Annotated in this window: 15 protein-coding genes; 10 read left to right on the top strand and 5 right to left on the bottom strand. The window is 55.7% G+C overall.

What is annotated here, in order from left to right; translation table 11 throughout:
* The first annotated feature begins 111 nt into the window (after window positions 1-111).
* From PQR40_RS11165 to PQR40_RS11140, 6 genes are all read left to right on the top strand, one after another.
* Window positions 112-411 (top strand): SymE family type I addiction module toxin, encoded by a 300-nt coding sequence (locus PQR40_RS11165; protein WP_408508994.1) that lies wholly within the window; start codon window positions 112-114, stop codon window positions 409-411.
* Window positions 412-1,121: 710 nt separating this feature from the next.
* Complete coding sequence (locus PQR40_RS11160) at window positions 1,122-2,195, top strand: DNA-methyltransferase (RefSeq protein WP_408508993.1); 1,074 nt, start codon at window positions 1,122-1,124, stop codon at window positions 2,193-2,195.
* Complete coding sequence (locus tag PQR40_RS11155; RefSeq protein ID WP_408508992.1) at window positions 2,192-4,225, top strand: ATP-binding protein; 2,034 nt, start codon at window positions 2,192-2,194, stop codon at window positions 4,223-4,225. The genes PQR40_RS11160 and PQR40_RS11155 overlap by 4 nt, the downstream gene beginning before the upstream one ends.
* Complete coding sequence (locus PQR40_RS11150) at window positions 4,222-5,562, top strand: DNA double-strand break repair nuclease NurA (protein ID WP_408508991.1); 1,341 nt, start codon at window positions 4,222-4,224, stop codon at window positions 5,560-5,562. The genes PQR40_RS11155 and PQR40_RS11150 overlap by 4 nt, the downstream gene beginning before the upstream one ends.
* Before the next feature lie 267 nt (window positions 5,563-5,829).
* Entirely contained in the window at window positions 5,830-7,908 is a 2,079-nt protein-coding gene (locus PQR40_RS11145; RefSeq protein WP_408508990.1) for a RecQ family ATP-dependent DNA helicase, read from the top strand.
* On the top strand, window positions 7,905-9,284 hold the full coding sequence (locus PQR40_RS11140) for a DNA-processing protein DprA (RefSeq protein ID WP_408508989.1): 1,380 nt from the start codon (window positions 7,905-7,907) through the stop codon (window positions 9,282-9,284). The genes PQR40_RS11145 and PQR40_RS11140 overlap by 4 nt, the downstream gene beginning before the upstream one ends.
* A 533-nt stretch (window positions 9,285-9,817) precedes the next feature.
* Here the strand turns inward: PQR40_RS11140 and PQR40_RS11135 are convergent.
* The 5 genes from PQR40_RS11135 to dnaA all read right to left on the bottom strand — a co-directional run bounded on the left by PQR40_RS11135 (window position 9,818) and on the right by dnaA (window position 17,233).
* Window positions 9,818-10,744 carry a Kiwa anti-phage protein KwaB-like domain-containing protein gene (locus tag PQR40_RS11135; protein ID WP_408508988.1) on the bottom strand — a complete coding sequence of 309 codons (927 nt, stop codon included), beginning with the start codon at window positions 10,742-10,744 and terminating at the stop codon, window positions 9,818-9,820.
* A 4-nt stretch (window positions 10,745-10,748) separates the two neighbouring features.
* Window positions 10,749-11,330 (bottom strand): KwaA family protein, encoded by a 582-nt coding sequence (locus PQR40_RS11130; protein WP_408508987.1) that lies wholly within the window; start codon window positions 11,328-11,330, stop codon window positions 10,749-10,751.
* A 371-nt stretch (window positions 11,331-11,701) separates the two neighbouring features.
* Entirely contained in the window at window positions 11,702-14,176 is a 2,475-nt protein-coding gene (gene gyrB / locus PQR40_RS11125; protein ID WP_408508986.1) for a DNA topoisomerase (ATP-hydrolyzing) subunit B, read from the bottom strand.
* 114 nt (window positions 14,177-14,290) lie between these two features.
* Window positions 14,291-15,394 carry a DNA polymerase III subunit beta gene (gene dnaN, locus PQR40_RS11120; protein WP_201085769.1) on the bottom strand — a complete coding sequence of 368 codons (1,104 nt, stop codon included), beginning with the start codon at window positions 15,392-15,394 and terminating at the stop codon, window positions 14,291-14,293.
* Window positions 15,395-15,613: 219 nt separating this feature from the next.
* Complete coding sequence (gene dnaA / locus PQR40_RS11115) at window positions 15,614-17,233, bottom strand: chromosomal replication initiator protein DnaA (RefSeq protein WP_408337261.1); 1,620 nt, start codon at window positions 17,231-17,233, stop codon at window positions 15,614-15,616.
* 385 nt (window positions 17,234-17,618) lie between these two features.
* On the opposite strand from dnaA, the gene rpmH reads away from it, so the two are divergent.
* The 4 genes from rpmH (at window position 17,619) to yidC (ending at window position 20,282) form a co-directional block, all read left to right on the top strand.
* The gene (rpmH, locus tag PQR40_RS11110) at window positions 17,619-17,753 is read left to right on the top strand and encodes a 50S ribosomal protein L34 (protein WP_004198824.1); all 135 of its coding nucleotides are present in this window, start codon (window positions 17,619-17,621) and stop codon (window positions 17,751-17,753) included.
* A 14-nt stretch (window positions 17,754-17,767) separates the two neighbouring features.
* The gene (locus tag PQR40_RS11105; protein ID WP_408239391.1) at window positions 17,768-18,265 is read left to right on the top strand and encodes a ribonuclease P protein component; all 498 of its coding nucleotides are present in this window, start codon (window positions 17,768-17,770) and stop codon (window positions 18,263-18,265) included.
* A gap of 97 nt (window positions 18,266-18,362) precedes the next feature.
* Entirely contained in the window at window positions 18,363-18,593 is a 231-nt protein-coding gene (gene yidD, locus PQR40_RS11100) for a membrane protein insertion efficiency factor YidD (protein ID WP_006050604.1), read from the top strand.
* 30 nt (window positions 18,594-18,623) lie between these two features.
* On the top strand, window positions 18,624-20,282 hold the full coding sequence (yidC, locus tag PQR40_RS11095; RefSeq protein ID WP_408239394.1) for a membrane protein insertase YidC: 1,659 nt from the start codon (window positions 18,624-18,626) through the stop codon (window positions 20,280-20,282).
* The last annotated feature ends 30 nt before the right edge of the window (window positions 20,283-20,312 follow it).

Here is a 20,312-nt window from a genome sequence, read left to right as displayed (position 1 = left end):
TACGTTTGTAAAGCATCACTGAGCGATTGGCTCGTTTAAGAGTAGAAGAGGACGCGAAAGCGCCGAGCCGAGCATCAAGGAGAACGAGAAAGGAGATGAAGCGCGGGACGCATGGGCTGCCACCCAAACGACCCGCTGACCACAACCAGCTCAGTAGAGGAGTTGATCATGGCTAACGCCAATCATAAAGCAGTTGCGCCCGTAACCCAACGCATCTTGACCATTTCGTCACAAAGACGCCCGCGACCGATGAAAACGTTCGCGCCGGATCATGTCAAATTTTTTCCAGACTTGCCGCCCGCACCTTGGATTCGGCTTTCGGGGAGGTGGTTGGAGGAGGCGGGGTTTGAGATTAGCGGAAGGATTCGGGTCGAGGTGGAAAGAGGGAAGTTGACTATTAGCCCGGCATAACGGCTGCGATGCCGATGCCGATGCCGATGCCGATGCCGTACCTAATTAAACATGATGGTGTCGGCCTAAAGTTCGATGTAACCGGGCCAAGAACGGTAGGACTTTCAAAGCTGATGCTGTTTTCTCGCAAAAGAGACGTAGGTGTAGAGAAACCGTGCAAAGCCCGCGTGGGCCATTTCCCCGACTCCTGAAAAATGGCCCAACTGCTCGACGCTCTGGCGCAAATAACTGTAGTCGGGAGCATTCGTTTAGCGGCAGATTTATTTCTGTAATGGAAGCGAACGGTACACGGCACAACACTAGAACGTTCTCGCGTCGATCAACTCAAGGGCAGCGCATGATCTCGCAGTGATGTCGAACGCTGATCTTGACTCCCGTCTGTTGTTGTTAGTCAGGTGAAGGTGCCGGTAGGCCACTTCTCGCGAACGCGGCGATTGTAGTAAGCATAGGGCAGGCGCCGCTAACACATCCATATGGAATACGCAATACGCCACCGGGCGATGTCTTTTTAGCAACAGCCTAGTTTCCCAGATAATATTATGCGATTGGGCTGCGCGAGCGAGGCGGGGCGACGTTCTATGCTGCGGCCGGTTAGGAAATGGCACGCAATTCATGCGGAAAGAGACGTCAACCGTTACGCCGACGAAACAGCCTCGACGAATTTACAGCCGCGTCACCGATCAGCATCGGGCCGTGGCTCGGTATAGACAATGACAGCTAAAGACACCCAGATAGAAACGCAAATTACGCAAAATGCCGCTATTAGCGAGCTCGCGGCTACGGGAGAGAAAGACGAGGTATTTCGGCTTCCAAGAACCGGGAACTGCGCGTATCGCACCCACGGGGGCGCCTACTATGTGGGTGATTCCAAGAAGGTGCTGAGGTCCAAGCCATTCAAGAAGCTACAGGGCAAGGTCCAACTGATACTTACGTCCCCGCCATATCCTCTCAACGAAAAGAAGAGTTATGGCAATTTGACCGGGGAAGAATACCTGAAATGGGTGGAGTCGCTCGCGACTGTATTTTCTGACTTACTCAGCGATGACGGCTCCATTGTCATCGAGCTCGGAAACAGCTGGGAACCGAATCGGCCTGTGCAAAGTCTGCTGGCCCTAGAAGCGCTACTGGCGTTCACCAAAGCTCAGGGCGCGGGCCTGAGGCTGATCCAGCAGTTCGTTTGCTATAACCCGTCCCGGCTACCATCGCCCGCGTCATGGGTCACCGTCCGGCCTTTGCGCGCAGTCGACAGCTTTACCCATGTGTGGTGGCTCGCAAAGACAGACTACCCGAAGGCGGACAACCGGAAGGTTCTGCGCCCATACAGTGACGCGATGAAGCGCCTTCTCAAGCGTGGCTCATACAACTCTGGAACACGTCCTTCAGAGCACCACGTCAGCGACAAAGGCTTTCTCAATGATCGCGGGGGGTCGATCCCACACAACTTCTTTGAACTCGAGCCAATGCAACCGGATAGGCCCGTTCGGCTTCCGAACTCCTTTTCGCTTTCCAATACCGCGTCAACGGATTTCTTCCATCGAGCCTGCCGTGAACGCGAGATTGTGCCCCACCCCGCCCGCATGCCAGCGGGGCTCGCATCGTTCTTTATCGAATATCTGACAGACCGAGGCGACCTGGTTCTCGACCCGTTCGGAGGCAGTAACACCACGGGTTACGCGGCAGCACTGTCGAGCCGCAGATGGGTTGCCATCGATGCACAGAAAGACTACGTAGAGCAATCGAAGCTCCGCTTCCTTGACCCGTTTCTCAGCGAGACCGCGCCATGAGCATCACCGATAACATCACGAAAGTCGATTTCTTCAAACGCAAGCAGGAAGCTGGTAAGTGGGAGTGGGACGCAGGCAAATTCGTAGGGCGTCCGTTCAAGATTTCATACACCGATACCTCGGTACTCGTTGCCGATGCTTGGAAAGAGAGAGCGCAAGGTATTCCCCAGGGTTGCTTCCTGCTCGCTTACTATGACTGCGACCCTGACAAGCTGGCGCTACACGAGGCTGTCTTGCTTCGCGTCATTGAGCCCGCCGAGTTGCCGACCGACAGGGATGTTGTCAGCTCAATGGTCGAGTACTATAAGGACACGATCCGCACTGGATCGGACAAGCAAAGCCAGCTGGACCAGTACTCACGCTACGAGTTTGGATTTAGCGGGGTGAAATGCAGCGTCTTGGGATGCTTCTATCTAGATGAGACCGGAAAGTTGCTGTTTGGTGCCGACTTGGAGAACTTCTATAGCGCACACAACTACTCGGTCATTAAGCCAAATGATGAGCTACTGACGGTCATCGTCAACTACCGCGACAAGGGCGTCCCCGGCGGGGCCGGCGACATCCGAATCGGCAAGGTCCGCTACAGCTCGAGCAGGCGCTTTGCATCAATTCAAGCAGACGTGCCCGTGTATGTGAAGGCGAAGGACTTCGCGGGGAAGCGAACTGCGTTGTTCGGCATGACGCGAACGGGTAAGTCCAACAGCATAAAGAAAATTATCCAAGCTAATGAGCAGATGAGCGCGCTGGCTCCAATGCTGTTGGACTCATCAAAGGAGTCGCCCGAGGAATCTCTTGAACCATTTAAAGGTGATGCCCCCAAATACCCAATTGGCCAAATCATCTTTGACATGAATGGAGAATATGCGAACAAGAATCTCCAGGACGAAGGCACGGCAATCTTTGAGATTTACAAGGACAAGACTGAGCGGTATTCGATCGTCGAGAAACCTGGCTTCAAGGTCATGAAAGTCAACTTCTACAACGAAGTTGAGTCTGGCCTTGAGCTAATGAAATCGTACCCCAGCGTGGCCGACGATATGACGAAGTTCATGGTGGGATTCCGTTCGGTGTTCTTGGACAAGCCGGAGAACTACGGCTCGGATATCTCGGCGAAAACGCGCTACGACAGAAGGGTTGCTGTCTACCACTGCATTCTCTATCGGGCGCTCTTCAAAGAGCCCGCCGGCTTGAAGGTCAAGTGGGAGGCTTCAGCTGAAATCTGTGGCGAGGTCAATAAAGCTCTGAAACCGTCCGCTGGCCTATCTCTCGAGGACGCGTGCAATTGGTGGGAACAGCTGTGGAAGATCTACGACTCGTCCCCTGCAGCCCAGGATTACAAGAAAACAAAAGGGCGGGAATGGGCTGACGACGACCTGAAGGCACTGCTTGTAATGTTGACTAGGTGTCGAACGTCAGGTGGTACGCCCGACTGTAATGGCTACAGGAACCTTCGCCCAGTTGCGACGCAGCACACCCCGCTGACGAAAACCGCCTTTGAGCAGGACATCTTGCAAGCATTGAGGGCCGGAAAGATTGTCATTGCTGACCTCTCCAGCGGCGACGAGGAATTGCAACGCATGTATTCCGAACGAATCACTCGTAAGGTGTTTCGGGACGCGATGGACAGGTTCACCTCTGCAAGGCCAAATAACTTTATCCAGTTCTACTTCGAAGAGGCCCATAACCTTTTTCCGAAAAAAGAAGACAAGGACCTGAGCCAAATCTACAACCGCCTTGCCAAGGAAGGCGCCAAGCTTCACATTGGCCTCGTTTACGCCACGCAAGAGGTTAGCTCCATTAGCGGCAACATCCTGAAGGCCACTCAAAATTGGTTCATATCCCACCTGAACAATGAGGACGAGATCAAGGAGTTGAGGAAATACTATGATTTCAGCGACTTTAGCGACAGCCTCGTACGCTTCAGCCAGGATACCGACAAAGGGTTCGTGAGGGTAAAAACGTACTCGAACGCGTTTGTCGTGCCGGTACAAATTGATAAGTTTTCTGCGCCTAAGGCAGACGCCAAATGAGCTACTCCTCGTCCGGACCGAAGCCCTATGAACGCGCGAGCAAATCATCACATCACCATGTAATCAATGATGTGACTGTGTCAGAAGCGCTGAAAGCCCTCTACGTGCCACCGAGGGGTGATACGAGTGAAGTCAAGAAATATCTAATCGAGTTTGAACCGACTGCGTCGCCAATACAACACGTTGTCGCCATTGATGGCGGCTACACGGAGGTGCCAATTCGCGAAGGGTTTCCGTCGGCAGCGATTCATTTCTTCCAGTTCGGTGCACTTCACTTTCGAATTGAGGACCTGGTGAAGCTTGAGCATTCTCAGCACGTTGCGCCAGAGGATATGCAAAAGCTTAAGAACATTGACCGTCTCAAGCTGCCACTTGCAACGGCCGGAGCTCGTCGGAAAGACTGTGCATCGCTAAAGGAGTCTGTTCGAAAGACGCTCTATGAATTTTTCGCGGGCGAAAACCTCGGTGAGGACGTCAGTCTCCTAGATACGTTAGCGTGGTTCGTTTTCAGGCGATATAAGAGTGCGCGTACGCCGCAGGACCAGAAGTGGGAAGTGAGCAGCAGTCCTTTCGACGTGCCGGGAACTGTCCTGTTCCAAGAGGCTAACATGTCGGGTGGCTACACGTTCCAGTGTCCTGAAACTGGCGGGACGTTGTATCTCACTGATGCGTTCCGCCTGCATGAGAGGATCGAGGAGGAAACGGGCGCGGCAGGTGTGGCTGGCTACATCGCGGGGGTTGTTGAGCACTTGGTATTGATCCATGTCGTGCGGAACTTGCTCAAGAAGAATGCAGCGGCGCTAAAGCAGGTTCTCTTTATCATGGACCGCCCAACCGGTTGGTTCGGGGTAACCGCACCGATGCACAAGCTAATGTTGGAGTTGAACAATTGGCTGTTTGACAACCATAATTTCTTTGCAGCTGGGCTTGAAAAGAGCGGTGCCTTTGTCGAGCATGCCGCGCTGATTCGGGAACACATCCCCGCCGGTAGCATACTGCTTCTTAACGATGCTTACATCTACAAATACATCTCGCCCGGTGAGGAGAACACCTCGCGGGCGTATGCCGAAACGTCGTACTACGGACACAAGGTGATATTCCGCTCTCGCCAAGGGCAGATGTATGTCGTGTCAATGCCCGTGAGAGGACTGAAAAAAATGCCATCTGCGGCTGACATCCCAAATCTCAACCTCGTTCTCACTCATATCGAACAATTGCACTGCGACATGTACGAGAACGCTCTGCTACCGGTTGCTCTCGCCAACAAACTTGTAAGTCTCTCTGCGCATCCAAGTTCACAGATATTGAAGGCCTTCGCCAAATCTACGGTCAATTAGAGAGTACAACTAGTTCTACCTAGTCGACTCAAAGGGCTTGCTTTTTTTTGATGAGTTTCTGATCTCATTCGGTATGCAGGTGAGTCGTGTTCCCGCCAAAAGCACCGCGCGACTTGGTTGCCTAAGCTTGCAGATTGGCTTATGCGATGACCACCGCTTGCAATCAGCTCGGTCGCGAGGATCGAGCTGATTGCTTGATTGCCTCTAGTAAAGCTACGCACATACATTCGTTGCGGGATGCCATAAGCGTAAAAATAGGAAAAGACAATGAAATATGATTCTAAGCGTGCCGTCGAGCTACTTCGCAAAGGGACGGGAAACCCAAATGCAGAATTCCGAGACGGTCAAGAAAACGCGATTCGACATATTGTAGAAGGCAACGGTCGGCTGCTCGTTATCCAAAAAACGGGTTGGGGAAAAAGCTCAGTTTATTTCATCGCTACTAAGCTCCTGCGTGAGGCCGGAAGTGGACCGGCCTTGCTGATCTCACCTTTGCTGGCTTTGATGCGGAATCAGATTAGCGCGGCCGAACGAATGGGGTTAGCAGCAGTTACTGTAAATTCTGATAACCAGGAGAAATGGGGCGACATCGAGAGTCGAATTGTCAACGACGAGATTGATATCTTATTGGTTTCGCCCGAACGGCTTGCAAACGAGCGATTTGTAACAGAAGTATTGACGCCTATCGCCGCGCGAACTTCATTACTCGTCGTCGACGAAGCGCATTGCATCTCCGACTGGGGGCACGATTTCCGTCCGCATTACCGCTTGCTGGAGCGAATCGTCAAAAATCTGCCACAAAATCTCCGGGTGCTCGCCACAACGGCAACCGCAAATAAGCGGGTCATGCGTGATTTATTGGAAATTTTAGGCCCCAACATTGAAGTTTCCCGGGGAGATTTGAACCGGGTCTCGCTTTATTTGCAGTCGATCAAGTTGCCCTCTCAAGCCGAACGTCTTGCATGGCTCGCTGAACAGGTGCCTAAGCTAAAGGGTAGTGGGATTATCTACGTGCTTACGAAGCGGGACGCCCACCAGGTTACGAGCTGGCTCCAAGCATGTGGACTCAATGTCGCTGCATACACGGGTGAGACGGGAGCTGCCCGTGAAGAACTTGAAGAGGCCCTCTTGGCTAACAAGGTGAAAGCACTTGTCGCGACGACAGCTCTCGGGATGGGATACGACAAACCTGATCTGGCATTTGTAATTCATTTCCAAATGCCCAGCTCTGTGGTCGCCTACTATCAGCAGGTCGGCCGTGCAGGACGAGCCCTGCCAGCAGCGTACGGCATACTTTTAAGCGGTGAAGGTGACGATGAAATTGCAGACTTCTTTATCAACAGCGCTTTCCCGAAGCCAGAAGAGGTGCAGGATATTCTCCAAGCCCTGAGCGCTGAAACTGAGGGGCTTTCAATCCCAGAACTTCTCACGCGAGTAAATATCAGCCGAGCACGCGTGGAGCAAGCTATAAACTTACTTTCTCTCGAATCGCCAGCGCCGATTGTTAAATCTGCTGCGAAATGGCAACTCACAGTCGCGACGTTGTCGCCGGAGTTTTGGGAACGTGCCAGACGACTCACGCAGCTTCGTCTCGCAGAACGCGAACAGATGAAAACCTACGCCGGCCTAGCGACGGGGCATATGGCTTTCTTGATTGCGGCGCTTGATGGAGATCCAGTGGTCGCTGTCGCGCCAAACTTGCCGCAGTTGCCTCAAGAGGTCGCCCCCGCTTCGGTCCAAGACGCGATTGATTTCCTGCGACGAAGCAATTTGCCGATAGAGCCACGGAAGCAATGGCCGCAGGGCGGTGGAATGCCTGTGTTCGGGGTGAAGGGGAATATAGCTGAGGCGTACAGAGCCGCAGAGGGCCGATCACTCTCCATTTATGGCGACGCAGGTTGGGGTAAGCTCGTGAGGGAGCAGCGATATAAAGCAGAAAAGTTCGGCGCGGACCTGGTCGAAGCCTGCGTTAAAATGCTAGCCGAATGGAACCCGGTACCTTTCCCTACTTGGGTCACATCTGTTCCGTCGCTTCGACATCCGGAACTCGTGCCGGATTTTGCAAAGAGGCTTGCTGACGCGCTTGGACTACCGTTTCATGTCGTGCTTCTGAAGACGGGGCATTCCGCTGAGCAGAAGTCGATGGCGAACAGCAGTACACAAGCTCTCAACATTGACGGGACACTGGAAGTTGTCGACGGAATTTGGAACGAAGGCCCCGTGCTACTGATTGATGACATTGTTAACTCGAGGTGGACTCTGACTGTTGCTGCGTGGCTTTTACGCCGCAAAGGTTGTCCTTGCGTGCTCCCGCTCGCCCTTGCTCAAACGGGACACGATTCATGAGCACGGCGGTTTCGGCTAATACGCAGGCGATTCTCTTGTTAACGGCCCCATTGCTGACTGGGTCGAAAACGGCTCGCGTAGCGGATCTGCTGACTAACACTGAATACAAAAAGTTGGCGCGACGGCTCCGCGAAATAAAGCGGCAGCCGGCGGATTTGCTGGCGTCTGATGCCAATGACGTCATCGAAGCTTGCAGTGATCTTGCCGACGCAACACGTCTTCGACGCTTACTTGGCCGTGGTTTTTTATTGAGCCAAGTTCTGGAGAGGTGGCTCGCACGTTCAATTTGGGTACTGAGCCGCGCGGACATCGACTATCCGCGGCGGCTAAAAGCTCGGCTCAAGGAAGATGCACCTCCCCTACTTTATGGTTGTGGCGACATTAATCTGTTAAATCGTGGCGGCTTGGCGGTAGTTGGGTCTCGTGATGTTGCAGAGACGCTGATGGAGTACACACGAAGGGTCGGGAAATTGGCGGCGAGCGCAGAGGTGACAATCATTTCGGGCGGAGCACGCGGTGTTGACCAAGCTGCAATGATGGGATCTCTCGAGGCCGGCGGTGCTGTTTGCGATGTGATGGCAGAGCAGTTGGAGAAGTCGGCGCTGGGCAACTCTTATCGGCGCTACCTTATGGATCAGACAATGGTCCTGGTTTCGGCATATGACCCTAGCTCGGGATTTAGCGTCGGGCATGCAATGCAGCGAAATAAGCTGATCTACGCACTTTCAGATGCTGCCTTAGTGGTGAACTCAAACATAAACAAAGGTGGTACTTGGGCCGGCGCTGTCGAACAGTTAGACAAGTTCAAATTCGTCCCGATTTTCGTGAGATCCGACGGCGAATTTAGCGAGGGGTTAGACGCGTTACAACGAAGAGGCGCCTCTCCATGGCCAAACCCACAAAATGCTGAGTCGCTGCTCGATCTACTTGCCGCCCTTCCGACACGCGCGCATGCGAGCGAGCAGGCAGATCTTATTGCTGCACCTTCGTCGGAGCCGTCAGCGAGAAGCGCGGAGACTGTGCCGATAGAGGGGGACATGCTGCCGGCAGAAGCGACGAGTTTGCCGACTGAGAGCATGTCCACAGAGAGTGTGCAGGACACGCCGGAAATTTCACACATTACCGAGATAACTGCTGACGCTCCGCCAGTAGGCTGTTCTTCCAAAAAAGTTCCCGCGGACCAACTGTGGGCAACCGCTCAGTCGTTGCTGGAGCAGATCCTAACATCCCCCATGAAAGAAGGAGATATTTCGGACGCTCTCGGCATATCCGCTACTCAGACAAAAGAGTGGCTGAAGCGACTTTTGGACGAGGGCGTTATTGAGAGGAAAGAACGTCCGGTAACCTACGTGCTTCGCAGCGGCAGATTACTGTAAAGAGAATTGTTGCTCAAGGATAGCCGACGAACCTCTTGTTTCGCTTAGCGTGGCTGACGGATGCCGTTGGTCATGGCAATCGACATGCCAGATTCGCGTCTGCACCAACGTCTGGACAGAATCCGATGTGAAAAGCGTGGCTGCAATGACCGGCCCGAGTGTGAGCTATTTGACCGGTCCTGAACAATTCATTTCGCGGACCGCTACGTCGTACCGCAACGTCGATGGCAACCCTGTGGTTGAACAAGGCAGCGAAAATGAAGATGCAAAAAAAGCGGTGGCTTCCTACGGATCATCCGGAGGCTGTGGTCGGCGCCGCGCAACACCGCTGTGCGGCGCATCGCAGGACGCGCCTTTGCGCCAATTCCGATCGCGCTTCAGGGTGTGATGCCCCCGCGCAAGCCCCGGTAGTATCTTCACGCCACCGAAGAAGCAGTCATCACGTCGGCGCGTTTTGCTGATTCGATCGTTTCGGCCAGCAAGTCTTCAACGCCAACTTCGCCTAGCCGCTTGCGAACGGGTCACGCTCAAAGTCACCCTGCAACGGGGCTGGCCGAGGGCACGTCGAAATCTGTCTCAGACAGTTCCGAGTGCAGCCGGTGATTAAGTAAAACCTGAATTATTGTGCGCACGGACTCCTCGGTCGGGACGATTCGCCCTCGCTGGTCGAACTTGAGATCCCATTGACGCGCCGCGCTCACGTCTCGGAGTCGTTGCATGTATTGGGGATTGGCGTAATAGGCTCTTTCTTGGACAACGGCCATGCGGCGCAGGTGCATCGTATTCGTACCCACATGCTCTACTAAAAGGCCTAAATCTGAAAAGGCTGCTTTAAAGTCGTCGCTTTGCTGAAGCTCGACGAATGATACGGCATAGGTCTGTTTATATTCCAGCAGCGATTCGAAGTTCGCCTTATTGACAATCAAAATATCCGTTTCTGTCGCAAAGAAATCAAAAGTTTTAGCGATCGTGAATGATTCATCACCCGACAGATCAAGCTGGTTGCCATTCAGAACCAAGTTTAGAACAGATGCTCTTTTTTTCACACGCCAGTCATTTGCGAGTCGGCGCACGCAGTATAGTACGTCGCCTCCCATTTGCAACCTGACCACATAGCCCGCACTGTTCTCGAGTTGATTAACATCTGTAATCAAATGTTCTTCCGGTGGCAAATCAATCAGCTCTTGCAATTCGGGAAACGATGTTTCATCACCTTCCAGATAGAGGCATCCGATTTCATTTGGCTGAACAAGCAACTGATAGTCTTCCACCTCTTGATAGCGTGCAAGACAGTCAACGGCAATCCGCTTTAGTTCAGCGGTTAAATCTTCCGTAGTCACAACGGAAAATGCTTTAAATTTTCTATTTTTTGCCGAACTTTTTTTGAACGACCATAAGGTAAGCGAGGCGTCAGCAATATTAAAATTTTTGATATTTGCTAGAGACTCATTGGCGGCCATGATTTTACTCTTTGAATTTTGAAAGCACATAGATTCCTTGAACGACGCATGATTTTAATTTGTCGCCCGGATATATCTTTGATTTTGATAGCGCGATAATGTTGCGGCCGTTGCCGTGGATGTCCGCGCTAATTTCATAAAGCTGCCAACCCATAGCAAGTAAAAGCGGATTCATCAGGATCTGACCGGACCGATAAGTTATAAGGAACATCCAAGCAAGGAACACTATAAATCCGTAAAACTTCCCGCTACCGCCCAAATCTAATCCCATGAATGAGACAACATAAGGAAACACGTAGTTAATAAGATCATTCGGGACAGTTTTCGATTCCTTGACAGTAAGCTCATGCAAACCGGGAATTCGATTGAGCACTAAAATGAAAAATAGTAGGCTAACAAGACAGATGGCAAAAAATGTCAACGATCGACCGGGATTGGATAAAATCGGAAACTCGCATTTTTTGAACGACCAACAGACCGATTTTGCCCAACTTTTTTCAGAGATATCTTGAAGAAATAGGATGGCACTCAAAGGAAAATATGAGCCGAGAAAGAGTGATACGGACGGTATTAATTTGACTTGCATCCTTGTCCCGAACCGCTAATGCGTTAATTGGTCGTATCGCGCTGCATTCTACGTGCGGATTGCGTTCTATGCTACCAGTGCAAAGACATCGGCACTAGTGGGTCAGGTCGCAGAAGCGGTGACGAATTGAAAGATTTGGACGACTGCAGCTCGGATCGATTATGACGGTGTGCGTCAGGAATGAGGCGTCCACGCCACGTGTCTCCCTGACGGGGTAAAAGAAAAGGGTTTGCATCGCTGCAAACCCTTTGAATTTCTTGGTGGGGTGTCTGTGACGCAAACACTCGACCTGCGGAATAAAAATACCGGTGCCCGTGCGGAACCTCTCTCGCCGATCAACTAGTCAATGATCAACGATGTCCGTCGCCCCTTCAAACATCAATATTCCCCGCCCTCAACGCATTCGACTCAATAAACGCCCGACGCGGCTCCACATCATCCCCCATGAGCGTGGTGAAAATGCCATCAGCCGCAATAGCATCCTCAATCTGCACACGTAAAAGACGACGCACAGCCGGATCCATCGTAGTCTCCCAAAGCTGCCCAGGATTCATCTCACCCAGGCCTTTATACCGCTGCTTGGAAACATTCCGCTCAGCATCGGCAATCAACCACCGCATCGCGCTCTTGAAGTCGGTAACCGCCATGCTCCGCTCGCCGCGCTTGATCATCGCACCCGCGCCGATCAACCCCTTAAACGTATCCGCCGTCGTCAAAAGCTGCTGATAATCCGCCGTCAGCTGAAACTCTTGATCCAGCACCGAAACCTTCTGATTACCATGATGCGTCCGCGAAACACGCAGTGAGCGCAGCTCACGCACCGGGTCATACATCGTCGTGACCTTCACCTCAGGCTTCAACGGATCGTCCCGAAGCTTCGCCTCAAGCGTCTTCGCCGAGCTCTCAGCCGCTTGCTCAGAAGACAGATCGATCACGACCCCATCCATCACCGCCTCAAGCGCGCCAGCGTCGTACAACCGGCTCAGCCGATCCACCACGCCTTGCGCCAGCAGATACGAACGCGCCAGCTCACCCAAGGCATCGCCTGCGATCGGCGTCGCATTCTCAGAAGGCAGCAGCTCCGACCCATTCAGCGCCAGCTTGAGCATGTGCGCGTTCAGCTCAGTTGCATCCTTCAGATACCGCTCGTCTTTACCCGCCTTGATCTTGTACAGCGGCGGCTGGGCGATATAAATAAACCCGCGCTCGATCATGTCCGGCATCTGACGATAGAAGAACGTCAGCAGCAGCGTGCGGATGTGCGCGCCGTCCACGTCAGCATCGGTCATGATGATGATGCGGTGATAACGCAGCTTGTCGAGGTTGTAGTCGTCCTTGCCGATCCCGCAACCCAACGCCGTAATCAGTGTCACAAGCTGTTCCGAAGAAAGCAGCTTGTCATAGCGCGCCTTCTCCACATTCAGCACCTTGCCGCGCAGCGGCAAGATCGCCTGAAACTTCCGGTCACGCCCCTGCTTCGCCGAGCCGCCTGCGGAGTCGCCCTCGACGATATAAATTTCGGACTTCGCCGGGTCTTTCTCCTGGCAATCCGCCAGCTTCCCAGGCAAGCCAACGCCGTCGAGCAAGCCCTTGCGACGCGTCATTTCACGCGCCTTGCGCGCCGCATCTCGCGCCCGCGCCGCATCAACGATCTTGCCGCAAATGATCTTCGCGTCGTTCGGCGTTTCCTGCAGGAATTCTTCGAGCGCCTTCGCGACCACATCTTCCACCGGCGCGCGCACTTCCGACGACACCAGCTTGTCCTTGGTCTGCGCGCTGAACTTCGGCTCCGGCACCTTCACCGAGAGGACGCACGAGAGCCCTTCGCGCATGTCGTCGCCGGCCGTCTCGACCTTCGCTTTCTTCGCGACGTCGTGATCCACGATGTACTTGTTCAACACGCGCGTCATCGCCGCACGCAAACCGGTCAAGTGCGAGCCGCCGTCGCGCTGCGGAATGTTGTTCGTGAAGCACAGCACGTTTTCGTTGTAGCTGTCGTTCCACTGCATCGCGACTTCAACGCCAATGCCGTCTTTCTCGCCGCTGATGTGGAAAATGTTCGGGTGCAGGACGACCTTGTTCTTGTTGATGTACTCAACAAAACCCTTCACGCCGCCCACAAACGCGAAATCTTCTTCCTTGCCCGAGCGCAGATCGCTCAAGCGAATCCGCACGCCGTTATTCAGGAACGACAGTTCGCGAATCCGCTTGGCCAGAATGTCGTAGTGATATTCGACATTGCCGAAGATCGTCTCGTCGGCCATGAAGTGCACTTCGGTACCGCGGTTTTCGGTATCGCCGGTCACCTGAATCGGTGACACCGCCACGCCGTCGATCTCTTCGATGATGCGGTTCTGCGGCACGCCACGGTGGAATTCCATGAAGTGCTTCTTGCCGTCACGGCGCACCACCAGGCGCAGCCATGCCGACAGCGCGTTCACGCACGAGACGCCCACGCCGTGCAGGCCGCCGGACACCTTGTAGCTGTTCTGGTCGAACTTGCCGCCGGCGTGCAGCTCGGTCATCACGATTTCAGCGGCGCTACGCTTCGGATCGTGCTTGTCGTCCATCTTGAGACCGGTCGGCACACCGCGGCCGTTGTCGGTGATCGAAATCGAGTTGTCCGCGTGGATGGTGACCTGGATGTCGTTACAGTACCCGGCCAACGCTTCGTCGATCGAGTTGTCCAGCACTTCGAATACGAGGTGATGCAGGCCGGTGCCGTCCGATGTATCGCCGATATACATCCCGGGACGCTTGCGCACCGCCTCCAGACCTTCAAGGATCTGAATGGACGAGGCGCCGTAGCCGCTGTTATCGGGTTGCGAATTGTTCGTTTCAGTCATGGATTTTTTCCGGTTCTGCGTTGCTGCTGGGTTGCTGCTCGGGACTTTTCAAAACACCATAAAAACGCCAAAGGGGCACTGCGCCCCTTGGTGTGTTCTCGGTTTCTGGACGCGTTAGATGCGCATCGGCATCACGACGTATTTGAATTCGTCGTTCTCGGGAATCGTGATCAACGCGCTGGAGCTGGCGTCGCCAAGGCTCACTTGCAACATGTCGACCTTCAGGTTCGCGAGCACGTCGAGCAGATACGTGACGTTGAACCCGATATCGACGCTGTCGCCGTCGTACGCGATTTCCAGTTCTTCCTGCGCCTCTTCCTGATCGGCGTTGGTCGACATGATCTTCAACTGGCCCGGCTCGATAATGCAGCGCACGCCCTTGAATTTGTCCGACGTCAGAATCGCGGCGCGTTGCAGCGAACGCTGCAGTTCTTCACGGCCGATCAAGAACTGATTCTTGTGCGACTTCGGAATCACGCGCTGGAAGTCGGGGAATTTGCCTTCCACCAGCTTCGACACCAGTTCGACCTGGCCGAACGTGAACTTCACCTGCGTTGCGGCGATGTCGATCTTCAGCGTGTCGTCAATGTCTTCCAGCAGACGCTGCAGTTCGAGAATCGTCTTGCGCGGAATGATGACTTCCTGGCGCGCGAACGAGCCTTCAATCTTCATCGACGAGAACGCGAGGCGGTGGCCGTCTGTGGCGACTGCCATCAGCTGGTCGCCGTCTACCACCAGCAGCATGCCGTTCAGGTAGTAGCGGATGTCCTGCTGGGCCATCGAAAAATGGACCATGCCGAGCAACTGGCGGAACGTTTTCTGGGGAACCACCAGGTTCGCGCCGTAGTCTTTAGCTTGAGCAACGGTCGGGAACTCGTCGGCCGCCAGCGTTTGCAGCGCAAAGCGGCTCTTGCCGGATTGCACGGTCAAACGCTTGTCGTTCAAGGTCAGCGTGACCTGCCCGTCGGGCATCGCGCGCAGAATGTCGAGGAGCTTTCTTGCTGCCACCGTGGTCGCAACCGAATCGCCGCCCACGCCAAAATCGGCACGCGTGGTGATCTGCAACTCCAGGTCGGTCGACAGGAACGACACTTCTGGGCCGTTCTTGGTAATCAGCAAATTGGCGAGGATCGGCAACGTATGGCGGCGTTCGACGATGCCGCTCACAGTTTGCAGCGGCCTGAGGAGGTTATCGCGTTCGGTCTTGACCAGTTGCATAGAGTTCCTTCGTTGATATGACGGCCTGCGCGCCTGACTTGCCAGCCTTACAGCGCGTAGCCGCGGCTCCCCGCCGGCGCCACGCAGCGCCTGTCACGGCGTGAATTCCGCCCGCGGCCGCCGGGCGGTTAAACCTGTATTGTGCCTGAAAACAGAACCGCTCCACTAAAATGGGGGCGAGTTCCGAAATAAACAGGTCGAAATTTCCGTCCGGCCTGCTTAACCTTTCAGCGTTTGCTCCAGCACGTGCAGTTCGTGGTTCAGTTGCGCGTCTGTACCGCGCTCGGCGGCAATCTTGCGCACCGCGTGCAGCACGGTGGTGTGGTCGCGCCCGCCAAACAGCTCGCCGATTTCCGGCAAACTTTTCTGCGTCAGTTCCTTCGCCAGATACATCGCGATCTGCCGCGGCCGCGCAATGTTCGCCGGACGCTTCTTCGAATACATGTCAGCGACCTTGATGCTGTAGAAGTCAGCCGTGGTCTTCTGAATGTTTTCCACCGAAATCTGCCGGTTCTGTACCGTCAGCAAGTCTTTCAGCGCTTCTTTTGTCACTTCAATCGTGATTTCGCGGCCGTGGAACTTCGAATACGCGAGGATCTTGCGCAGCGCGCCTTCGAGTTCACGCACGTTCGAACGCAGGTGCTTGGCGACAAAGAACGCGACGTCTTCGCTCAGGCTCACAAACTCGGACTGCGCCTTGCGCATCAGAATCGCGACGCGCATTTCCAGCTCAGGCGGCTCGATCGCCACGGTCAGGCCGGAGTCGAAGCGCGAGATCAGGCGGTCGTCGATGCCCGAGATTTCCTTCGGATACGTGTCGCTGGTGATGATCACCTGCGCCTTGTTCGCGACCAGCGCCTCGAACGCGTAGAAGAACTCTTCCTGCGTGCGGGACTTGCCGGAGAAAAACTGAATATCGTCGATCAGCAGCAGATCGAGCGAATGGTAGTAACGCTTGAAATCGTCGAACGCCTTGCGCTGGTAGGCCTTCACCACGTCGGACACGTACTGTTCCGCGTGGATGTAGCGAATCCGTGCGCCGGCCTTGTCCATCAGAAGCTGGTTGCCGATCGCGTGAATCAGGTGGGTCTTGCCCAGGCCCACGCCGCCATATAGGAACAGCGGGTTGTACGAGATGCCGGGGTTGTCCGCGACCTGAATCGCCGCGGCGCGCGCCAACTGGTTGGCCTTACCGGTCACGAAGTTGTCGAAGGTGAGCACGGGATTGAGCTTCGAACGCTCGTACATCGAGTCGTTCTCGCCGTTGCCGTTCGAGTTGGCGCTTTGGCCCGGACGCCACGTGCGGCGTGCGGCTGCGGCTTCGTTTGCGTCGAGGCTGGGAAGGTCGAGGTCGGCGGCATCTTCTGCCGCGGCGCGTGCTGCGTTCGCGTTGAGGTTTGCCATCGCGTTGTTCGCGCTGTTCGTGCCATTGGCGCGCGCGGCATGGGCCGATTGCACGGCGCCGACAGCAGCGTCCACTGCCGCACCGCCGCCGTTTGAACCAGAAGAAGAATGGCCAGCGCCCGTCGAGCCAGGCGCAGACGAGGGACGCGACGGAGCCGACGTCGCTGCCGCAGGCGCGCGCATACCGGCTTTCGGGTCCAGCACAAATTGCACGTCGACCGGCGTCTGCCAGAAATCGCGTGCCATATCGGAAATACGGCCGGAGAACTGGCTCTTGACCCAGTCGAGCTTGAAGCGGTTCGGCGCAGCGATGCTAAGCGTGTTCGCAGCGGCGTCGAAGGCGACCGGGGCCAACGGTTTGATCCACGTCACGTACTGCTGGGGCGTAAGCTCGCGCTCCAGCAATGCGGAACAGTGTTGCCAGAAATCGTTCATCGAGTTGCTGTCGTTATGGTATGCACGGCGGTTCGCCGCTGCCCCTGTCGCGTGCGCGCAACAAGGCCCTGAGCAGCCAGGCGTAACCGCTCCAGGCGCTTGTGCCACAAGGGTTTGCGGCGCAAGCGAGCCGGAGCGGCGTGCAGGATTTTTGGGAAGTAAGGCGAGATTCTAACGCCAAAACGCCAGCGAAAGGGAGTTATCCACAGGGACCGATCATCCGACGAAGCTTCTCCAGCCTGGCGCCGAACCAGGCTAAACTATTGACGGCCAAAAGAAAACCGGTTTAAATAGCGGGTTCCGCGAAAACCAATTCTGCACAACCTCCGGCCATTGCGCTTTCAGCGATGATCGCGCGGTTATTTTTCGATCAAGTGAGAGCAACATGAAACGTACTTACCAACCTTCCGTTACCCGCCGCAAGCGCACCCACGGCTTTCGCGTTCGCATGAAGACCGCAGGTGGCCGTAAGGTCATCAACGCACGTCGCGCGAAGGGCCGCAAGCGCCTCGCCATCTAAGGCAGGCGAGCGGATTGCGCGCTCCGTCTGTGGCTAGCGAGGCCCGCGGTGAAGCGGGAGCGGCAGGGGCGCCGCAACTGGGCTCGGTTCCGTTGCGAGCGCAAGCCGCCTTCCCCAAAGCCGCAAGGCTACTGAAAACGGATGAATTTTCATCCGTTTTTCGTTTGCGCCCGTGGCGCCGCACCGCGCACTTTGTGGTGTACGGCCGGCCCACCGGCAACGACGCTCGCTTAGGTCTCGTGATCGGCAAGAAATATGCGCCGCGCGCGGCCACGCGTAATCTGGTACGTCGAATCGCGCGTGAAGCCTTCCGGCTGCGTCGCGCGGAATTCGGCGGTTGGGATGTGCTGCTGCGTTTGCACACGCGCTTTGACAAGAAAGCTTTGCCGAGCGCTTCGTCGCCCCCGTTGAGGGCGCTGTGCCGCAGCGAGATAGAGGCGCTGCTCGACAAGGCAGCGCGCGAAATTGTCCGTCGCGAGGCGCCGCCCGCGGAAGCGCCCAAGACGGAATGACGCTCAAGTGACCGCCCAATGCGCAGCTATAGCAGCCATGCTGCGCGGGCGTCGCCCGGTACTCCACGTTGCGCGGCGCCGTCCGGCCGCACCAGCCATGCAAACGGTACTCATCGCTTTACTGCGTTTCTACAAGCTTGCTGTGAGCCCCATGCTCGGCAACCGGTGCCGTTTTTACCCTTCCTGCTCTGATTACGCGCGCGAAGCAATCCAGTATCATGGCGCCGCGCGCGGGACTTATCTCGCCGCCAGGCGTATTTGCCGCTGCCACCCGTTTTCCGCGGGCGGCATCGATCTCGTCCCGCCTCCCACTTCTGAAAAGCGCTGACGCGCCGTTCCATCGACACTGAGACAACGCATGGATATCAAACGCACCGTCCTATGGGTCATCTTTTTCATGTCAGCGGTCATGCTGTTCGACAACTGGCAACGCGACCACGGACGCCCGTCGATGTTCTTCCCGAGCGCCAACCCGACCAAGACCGTCGGTAGCGCCGCTCCGGGAACCACGACGCCGGGAACCCAGCCCGCCGATTTGCCGGCCACCAACGCAGCAGCGCCGGGCAACGCGCCGGCTGCAACGCAGTCGCAACTGGTCAAGTTCAGCACCGACGTCTACAACGGTGAGATCGACACTCGCGGCGGCACGCTGTCGAAGCTGTCGCTCGTCAAGCAAGGCGACGGCAAGCAGCCGGATCTGGTCATCACGCTGTTCGACCGCACCGCGAACCACACCTATGTGGCGCGCACGGGTCTGCTCGGCGGCGATTTCCCGAACCATAATGACATCTACACGCCGGTGCCGAACCAGCCGACCGATCTGACGGGCGACGAAAAATCGTTCAAGCTCAGCTTCGAGTCGCCGGTCAAGGGTGGCGTGAAGGTCATCAAGACCTACACGTTCACGCGCGGCAGCTACGTGATTGGTGTCGACACGAAGATTGAAAACGTCGGTACCGCGCCGGTCACGCCGTCGGTCTATATGGAACTGGTACGCGACGACACGCCGGTGGAAACGCCGCGCTTCTCGCACACGTTCATCGGACCGGCTGTCTACACCGACCAGCACCACTTCCAGAAGATGACGTTCAGCGACATCGACAAGAACAAGGAAGACTTCGTCAATTCGGCCGACAACGGCTGGATCGCGATGGTGCAGCATTACTTCGCGTCGGCATGGATTCCGCAGCAGGGTGTGAAGCGCGATATCTACGTCGAGAAGATCGATCCGGCGCTGTATCGCGTCGGCGTGAAAGAGCCGGTGCCGACCATCGCCCCGGGCCAATCGGCTGACGTCTCGGCACGCCTGTTCGCCGGTCCGGAAGAAGAGCGCATGCTCGAAGGCATCGCGCCGGGTCTGGAACTGGTGAAGGACTATGGCTGGGTCACGATCATCGCGAAGCCGCTGTTCTGGCTGCTCGAGAAGATCCACAGCTATGTCGGCAACTGGGGCTGGTCGATCGTGCTGCTCACGCTGCTGATCAAGGCCGTGTTCTTCCCGCTGTCGGCAGCAAGCTACAAGTCGATGGCGCGCATGAAGGCGATCACGCCGCGTATGCAAGCGCTGCGCGAACGCTTCAAGGGCGATCCGCAGAAGATGAATTCGGCGCTGATGGAGTTGTACAAGACCGAGAAGGTCAATCCGTTCGGTGGCTGTCTGCCGGTCGTGATTCAGATTCCGGTGTTCATCTCGCTGTACTGGGTGCTGCTGTCGTCGGTTGAAATGCGCGGCGCACCGTGGATTCTCTGGATTCACGATCTGTCGCAACAGGATCCGTTCTTCATCCTGCCGGTGCTGATGGCCGTCTCGATGTTCCTGCAGACCAAGCTGAACCCGACGCCGCCGGACCCGGTTCAAGCCAAGATGATGATGTTCATGCCGATCGCGTTCTCGGTCATGTTCTTCTTCTTCCCGGCCGGTCTGGTGCTGTACTACGTCGTGAACAACGTGCTGTCGATCGCCCAGCAGTACTACATCACGCGGATGATGGGTAAGTCGAAGGCGAAAGCGGCCTGATCGATGTCTTGCCTGCAGCGGGCAGTGGTA

The organism is Paraburkholderia sediminicola (assembly GCF_046026855.1).
Classification (GTDB): Bacteria; Pseudomonadota; Gammaproteobacteria; order Burkholderiales; family Burkholderiaceae; genus Paraburkholderia; species Paraburkholderia sediminicola_A.
Note: the sequence above shows the minus strand (reverse complement) of the source record. Positions and strands in the feature narration are given on the sequence as shown.